This is a genomic window from Candidatus Ruminimicrobium bovinum (genome assembly GCF_902760015.1).
GTDB classification, from domain to species: domain Bacteria; phylum Elusimicrobiota; class Endomicrobiia; order Endomicrobiales; family Endomicrobiaceae; genus Ruminimicrobium; species Ruminimicrobium bovinum.
This window is the reverse complement of the sequence record NZ_CACWEU010000114.1, coordinates 1-6667: the sequence shown is the minus strand read 5'-3', so window position 1 is coordinate 6667 and position 6667 is coordinate 1. Positions and strand designations below refer to the sequence as shown.

Here is a 6667-nt window from a genome sequence, read left to right as displayed (position 1 = left end):
TTTTTGTTTGTTTTTCCTTTTTTCATCTCCTTTTCTCCGTTCTTTTATTTTATAAAAAAACGGCAATATCTATTTTGACCTTATCATTTTTTTTGATTTTTTACCTGTGTATTTGCTAAAATGAAAAATTATTTATGAGTGTAAAATTTTTTGTAAAAGAGATTAATATATAAAATGAATTACATATTACAAATAGTTGTTTTATTGTTTTCCGTAATTGTCCATGAAGTTGCCCACGGATACATAGCATACAGAAACGGTGATGATACCGCAAAAGTTATGGGCAGGTTAACTCTTAATCCTGTGTCTCATATTGATTTGTTCGGAAGTATTATTTTGCCTTTAATGTTACTGCTTGTTAATGCTCCCGTTTTCGGTTGGGCAAAACCGGTTCCCATTAATCCTTTGAAATTAAATAATCCAAAGAAAGATATGATATGGGTTTCACTTGCCGGTTGTGCGGCTAACTTTGCATTGGCAATAGTTTCGGGTATGGGAATGTATTTGATAAAAACTTTTGTTACAGCCGATACCTCCGTTTTTGTTTCCGTATATTACATATTAAATTTAATGCTTGTTATAAATATAATATTACCTCTTTTCAATTTGATACCGGTTCCTCCTCTTGACGGTTCACGTGTTGTTTTTTTACTGTTACCGAGGGAAGCGGCAGCAAAATATGCAAAAATAGAACCTTACGGCTTTTTGATTATTTTTGCACTTTTGGCAACAGGTATATTGTGGAAAATAATAGCTCCGATAGCTTATTTTTTAATAAGTATTTTGGGCGGAAGATAAATTTATAAGGAAGTTAGTTATGAACGATAAAAAAAGAGTTTTGTCGGGAATGAGACCTACGGGCAGGTTACATATAGGACATTATTTCGGTGCATTACAAAATTGGATTAAAATACAAAATGACTATAATTGCTTTTTTATGGTTGCCGACTGGCATGCTTTGACAAGCGATTATGCCGATACATCAAAAATAAAAGAAAATATTGTTGATATGGTTATAGATTGGTTAACGATAGGCGTTGATCCGGAAAAAGTTGCAATATTCAGACAATCAGAAGTAGCTCAGCATTGTGAATTATTTTTAATGTTGTCAATGATTACACCGTTAGGTTGGTTGTTCAGATGTCCTACTTACAAAGAACAGCTGAAAGAAGTTAAATCAAAAGATTTGAATAATTACGGCTTTTTAGGTTATCCGGTTCTTATGGCATCGGATATTTTGTTATATAAGGCACAAGCTGTTCCTGTCGGGGAAGACCAACTTGCGCATTTGGAACTTTCAAGAGAAATTGTCAGAAGATTTAATAATTTTTACGGAGAAGTTTTAGTTGAGCCGCAACCTCTTTTAACGAAAACCGCAAGAGTTCCGGGACTTGATAAAAGAAAAATGTCAAAATCCTACGGAAATTCTATTTTTATAGCGGAGACTACCGAAGATATAGCTAAAAAAGTAAAAACAATGTATACAGACCCTGCAAGAATAAAAGCTACCGATGCCGGACATCCCGACGGTTGTGTGGTTTTTGCTTTTCATAAATTATTCAATAAAAATTTTGAAGAAAGAAAATGTCAATGTGAAGCCGGAACAATAGGTTGTGTAAAATGTAAAAAAGAACTTACGGAATTAATGTGTGAATGGACAAAACCCCTTGTTCAAAAAAGGAAAGAAATATCGGAAAATAAACAAATGATAGAAAAAATATTGCAACAGGGACAACAAAAAGCACAAGAAGTTGCTTCACAAACAATGAAGGAAATAAAACAAGCCGTAAAAATAGGTAAAGTGTAAATTATGAATTATGATGTTCATTTGGATTCGTTTGAAGGACCGTTGGATTTACTTCTTCATCTTGTAAAAAAAAGAGATTTGGAAATAAAAGAAATTCAGGTGTCAGAAATTACGTCGGAATATTTGGCATATCTTGAAACAATGCAAAATTTAAACCTTGATATTGCCGGAGATTTTCTTGTAATGGCATCTATGCTTATGCAGATAAAAGTTAAGATGTTACATCCGGAAAATGAAGAGGATGCCGCCGATGTTGAAACGGAAATTAATAAAATAAAAGCAAAATTGCAGGAATATCAAAAATATAAAGAAGCGGCGAAATTTCTTGCAAATAAAGAACAAAAATATGCGCATACATATTACAGACCTCATCCCGTAATTGATACGCAGGATTTTCAATTGGATGCAACCATATACGATTTGATTGCAAGTTTTCAGGAAGCATTAAAAACACTTCCCGAAGAAGTTCGGGAAATAATGTATAAGGAAATTCCGATTGAAACAAAAATGAGAGAAATTATTGATTTGTTATCGGAAAGGCAACATATATCTTTTACCGAAATTATGAAATTACAGCCGTCAAGACAGGCATTAATAGTTTCTTTTATTGCGGTATTGGAGCTTATTAAAAGCAGACAGATAATAGCAAAACAGTCGGAACTGTTTGAAGAGATAAGGATTTATAAAATAAGTACCGTTGAACCGATAGAAATAAACGAAGACGAATTGGCTTTGAAACCCGAAAATAAAACGGTAGAAAATACGGAGCCGTTTCAAGAAAATTTTGAATTGGTAGCCGATAACGAACAAGAGGATAACAATGGAGATAAATGAAATAAAAAAAGTTATAGAAGCGTTACTTTTTGTTTCCGACAGGCCATTATTGACAAGAGAAATAAAGCATATAGTAAAAGAAGATTTACCGGAGAATTCAACGCTTGAAGATATTATAAAAGAGCTTCAAATTGAATATCAACAGTTGAACAGGGCTTATGAATTAAAATTTGTTGCCGACGGTTGGACATTTGCAACAAAACCGGAATATGCTCCTTGGATAAAAATTTTATTAAAAGATAAAACCACATTAAAGCTGTCACCTTCGGCAATGGAAGTGCTTGCAATAATTGCATATAAACAACCTATAACAAGGGCCGAAATTGACAGTATAAGAGGTGTTGATTCCGGCGGAGTAATGGATACGTTGCTTGACAGAAAATTGATTAAAATAGTCGGAAAAAAAGAAACAATAGGTAAACCTATGTTGTACGGAACAACGCAGGAATTTTTAAGACATTTCGGTTTAAGCCATTTAAGTGAATTACCTGTAATTGAAACAAATCGTGAAGAAAGTATCGGTAATAATGAAGAAAACGAAAATAATGTTCAGGAACTTCCTTTTGAAGAAACAAAAAGCGCCCCCGAAAATAATAAACAAACCGAACAACCGGCAACGGAAATGCAGGAAAACAAAAATATTGAAAACTCAAGTGATTCAAATGTTACGGAACGTGAGAGTTAAAGTTTGAAAGATATTTGATTTTTTTATAAAAAAAAGATAAAATGCTTTCCGGTTTAAAAAAATGGAAAATTGTATATTTTGTAAAATTGCTTCGGGTGAAATACCCGCAAATAAAGTGTTTGAGGATGATAAAGTTATTGCTTTTAACGACCTTAATCCTCAAGCGCCCGTTCACATATTGATAATTCCCAAAAAACATATAGCAAGTTTAGCCGATATTACCGAACAGGATACGGAATTGTTGGGACATATTCAACAAGTGGCCTCAATGCTTGCAAAAAAAATGAATTTGGTTGACGGATATCGCTTGGTAAATAACTGCGGTATTGACGGAGGGCAAACCGTTCTTCATTTACATTACCATTTAATGGGCGGAAGAACATTTGCTTGGCCTGCCGGATAATTTGGAAGATTGAAGAATAAAATAAATTTTAAAATAAGCGGGGTGAAATTAAAAAATGGTAAGCGTAAAAGTAAGAGACGGCGAATCAATAGAAGATGCAATAAGAAGATTTAAAAGAGAATGTGAAAGCAGCGGAGTAATGCAAGAAATAAAAAACAGAGAATTTTATAAATCTCCAAGTGTGTTAAAAAAAGAAAAAATTGCAGAAGCTAAAAGAAAAATTCGCAGAAAAATGTTAAAAGACAGTGCTTGGAAAAGATAATTCGGCACCGTTTGTTTTGAATGCAGGGGGTATGTGAAATACCCTCTGTGCATTTTTTATTTTTTTTGTTTTCCGTTTTTTTAAGGAGGTTATATGAACCTAAAGCAAATGTATGATTTTGTTATATCTGCAGGTATTGAAAAAGATCCGAGAGGTAAAAAAGAAGTTCTTACCGTATTAAAAGAAAAGAACGAAGAGTACCAAAAACTTGATAAAACAAAAAAAGAAAATTTTGATTTAGATACATTAACAAATCCTTACCACGATTCAAGAATTTTATACGGAACCGGAAAAGAAACCATAAAAAATATAATGGTAGGTATTGATATGGAAGTTCCGGAACTTTTGCTTGCAAATCAGTTAAAAAATAACGGTAAAAAAATTGATATGGTTTTGGCTCATCATCCCGAGGGAAAAGCATTTTCCACATTTTATAATGTTATAAATATGCAATCGGAAATAATAAACAACCAGGGTGTGCCTATAAACATTGCGCAGAGTTATATTTCGGATAGAGCTTCTGAAGTTTGCAGAGGAGTTTACGGACAAAATCATCAAAGAGTAACGGATGCCGCAAGGTTATTGAATATTCCTTTAATGACGGCACATACGGTTGCGGATAACCATGTTGTGAATTATCTTCAAACAAAGTTGGATAAATTAGCTCCGAGATACCTGGAAAATATAATTAATTTCTTGGAAGAAATTCCGGAATACAAATACGCAATGACTTTTTCCAACGGACCTTTCATATTAAACGGAAGTAAAAAATCAAAATGCGGAAAAATTTTCGTAGATATGACCGGCGGAGCCGAAGGTCCTACCGAACTTATTGAACATTTGGCAAAGGCAGGTGTAGGAACTGTTGTAGGCATGCACATGAGTGAAAAAAATTATAAAGCCGCGGTAAAAAATAAAATAAATGTTATAATTGCAGGGCATATTTCATCGGATAATTTAGGTGTAAATTTATTGTTGGATTCTTTGGAAAAGAAATACGGTAAATTGGAATATATAGAAGCATCGGGCTTTAGAAGATTTAGACATTAATATGGCAATACCTGCAGAAGTTATAGAACAAATAAGGAATTTTTCCTCAATAGAGTCCGTTATAGGAGAATATGTTCCGGACTTAAAACAGGCAGGAAGAAATTGGAAATGTTGTTGTCCTTTTCATACGGAAAAGACTCCTTCTTTTGTTGTCAGCCCAGAAAAGGGAATTTTCAGATGTTTCGGCTGCGGTGTTGCAGGTGATGTTTTTAAATTTTTGATGCTTATTGAAAAAATTTCTTGGATAGAAGCCGTAAAAAAATTAGCGCAAAAAGTCGGTATAGAAATAGAAGATAAAAAAGAAAACAAAATTGTTCTTTCACAAAAAGCTGAAATTTTTCAACTTTTGGAGACAGCTGCAAAGTTTTATCACAGATGTTTTTTAGAAACCAAATCGGCAGAATATGCAAGAAATTATGCTAAACAGAGAGGGTTATCTCAAAAAACAATAGAAAAATTTATGATAGGTTACTCTCCTAAAAATAAACTTATTACGGCTGCTTTAAAAAAAGGTTACACTTATGATATGTTATTGAAATCCGGTTTGGTAACAAAAACTCAAAACGGACAAATTTTTGAATATATGTCGGAAAGATTGGTTTTCCCGATTATGGATTTACAGGGTAGAGTTATTGCTTTTGGCGGAAGAACTTTAACAAATCAGAAATCAAAATACATAAACAGTCCGGAAACTTCCGTTTATTCAAAATCTGCAAATTTATACGGTTTGTTTAATACTTTGCCGGAATTAAGACAGGACAGAAGAATTTTTTTGCTTGAAGGATATATGGATGTTGTTATGACTCAGCAATACGGTGTGTCCGGAACTGTTGCTTCATTGGGAACATCTTTTACGCCTCAACAGGCAAAACTTATAGAAAGATATGCTGATAAAGTTATACTTCTTTTCGACCCTGACCAAGCGGGAAAAACGGCAACAAAAAGAGCTTTGGATATTTTTGCCGGAACGGATATTCCGGTTAAGGTTGCAACTTTACCAGACGGTTTGGACCCTGATGAATATTTGTTGAAATACGGAAAAGAAAATTTTGATAAATTTATAGAGACAAAAACACAGAATGCCATAGAATTTGTTTTTAATGAAGTGTTTTTAAATGTTGATAACAATTCGCCTCAGGCAAAAGCAAAAGCGATATCGGTTGTTTTGGATTTTATTTTAAAAACAAAAAATATTATAGTTCAAAGAGAATATATAAAATATGTTGCTCAGATGCTATCGGTTGAAGAAGAACTTTTGTTGCATGAGTTGAATAAAAAAAATTTAAAAAATATTAAAGTACAAAATAAAAATAATATTATAAATAAAAAAATTAAACAACAGGATTCCTTGGAAGAGGATATGTTGAAATTCCTTCTGCAGAAAGGAAACAGGGCTTTTATAAAAAAATTGGACAGTGATTTTTTTTCACTTAAGAATTGCTCTGAAATTTATGAGTTGTTGAAGGCGGATACTACGATATCCGTCGCGGAAATTTTGTCCAAACTTGACGGACAAAAAGCCGAGTGGTTTTCCAAGCTTGCTATTGATAATTCTTTTAACAAGTCGGACACCGATGAAACTTTTGATACTTTGTATAAGGATATATTTTTAGCAAATTTGGAAAA

Annotated in this window: 8 protein-coding genes; all 8 read left to right on the top strand. The window is 33.1% G+C overall.

Going from position 1 to position 6667, the window contains the following annotated elements; genetic code table 11:
• Positions 1-174 precede the first annotated feature (174 nt).
• Positions 175-798, top strand: coding sequence for a site-2 protease family protein (locus ACMUOV_RS04090; RefSeq protein WP_413853843.1), 624 nt, complete (start codon positions 175-177; stop codon positions 796-798).
• Positions 799-817: 19 nt separating this feature from the next.
• Positions 818-1807 (top strand): tryptophan--tRNA ligase, encoded by a 990-nt coding sequence (gene trpS, locus ACMUOV_RS04085; RefSeq protein WP_413853842.1) that lies wholly within the window; start codon positions 818-820, stop codon positions 1805-1807.
• A 3-nt stretch (positions 1808-1810) separates the two neighbouring features.
• Positions 1811-2641: a segregation and condensation protein A gene (locus tag ACMUOV_RS04080; protein WP_413853841.1), complete on the top strand. Its 831-nt coding sequence runs from the start codon at positions 1811-1813 to the stop codon at positions 2639-2641.
• Positions 2628-3326 (top strand): SMC-Scp complex subunit ScpB, encoded by a 699-nt coding sequence (gene scpB / locus ACMUOV_RS04075; RefSeq protein ID WP_413853840.1) that lies wholly within the window; start codon positions 2628-2630, stop codon positions 3324-3326. The genes ACMUOV_RS04080 and scpB overlap by 14 nt, the downstream gene beginning before the upstream one ends.
• A 61-nt stretch (positions 3327-3387) precedes the next feature.
• Entirely contained in the window at positions 3388-3729 is a 342-nt protein-coding gene (locus ACMUOV_RS04070; RefSeq protein ID WP_413853839.1) for a histidine triad nucleotide-binding protein, read from the top strand.
• 55 nt (positions 3730-3784) lie between these two features.
• A complete protein-coding gene (gene rpsU, locus ACMUOV_RS04065) occupies positions 3785-3991 on the top strand; it encodes a 30S ribosomal protein S21 (protein ID WP_413853838.1) in 207 nt (68 codons plus the stop codon).
• A 93-nt stretch (positions 3992-4084) separates the two neighbouring features.
• Positions 4085-5041 carry an NGG1p interacting factor NIF3 gene (locus tag ACMUOV_RS04060; protein ID WP_413853837.1) on the top strand — a complete coding sequence of 319 codons (957 nt, stop codon included), beginning with the start codon at positions 4085-4087 and terminating at the stop codon, positions 5039-5041.
• Position 5042: 1 nt separating this feature from the next.
• On the top strand, positions 5043-6667 hold a 1625-nt coding region (gene dnaG, locus ACMUOV_RS04055; protein ID WP_413853836.1), incomplete at its 3' end, for a DNA primase.

Bases quoted from the DNA above. Each gene is read 5' to 3' on its own strand.
- ACMUOV_RS04060 (WP_413853837.1), top strand. From the start codon at position 4,085: ATGAACCTAAAGCAAATGTATGATTTTGTTATATCTGCAGGTATTGAA.
- ACMUOV_RS04080 (WP_413853841.1), top strand. From the start codon at position 1,811: ATGAATTATGATGTTCATTTGGATTCGTTTGAAGGACCGTTGGATTTA.
- scpB (WP_413853840.1), top strand. From the start codon at position 2,628: ATGGAGATAAATGAAATAAAAAAAGTTATAGAAGCGTTACTTTTTGTT.
- ACMUOV_RS04070 (WP_413853839.1), top strand. From the start codon at position 3,388: ATGGAAAATTGTATATTTTGTAAAATTGCTTCGGGTGAAATACCCGCA.
- ACMUOV_RS04090 (WP_413853843.1), top strand. From the start codon at position 175: ATGAATTACATATTACAAATAGTTGTTTTATTGTTTTCCGTAATTGTC.
- trpS (WP_413853842.1), top strand. From the start codon at position 818: ATGAACGATAAAAAAAGAGTTTTGTCGGGAATGAGACCTACGGGCAGG.
- rpsU (WP_413853838.1), top strand. From the start codon at position 3,785: ATGGTAAGCGTAAAAGTAAGAGACGGCGAATCAATAGAAGATGCAATA.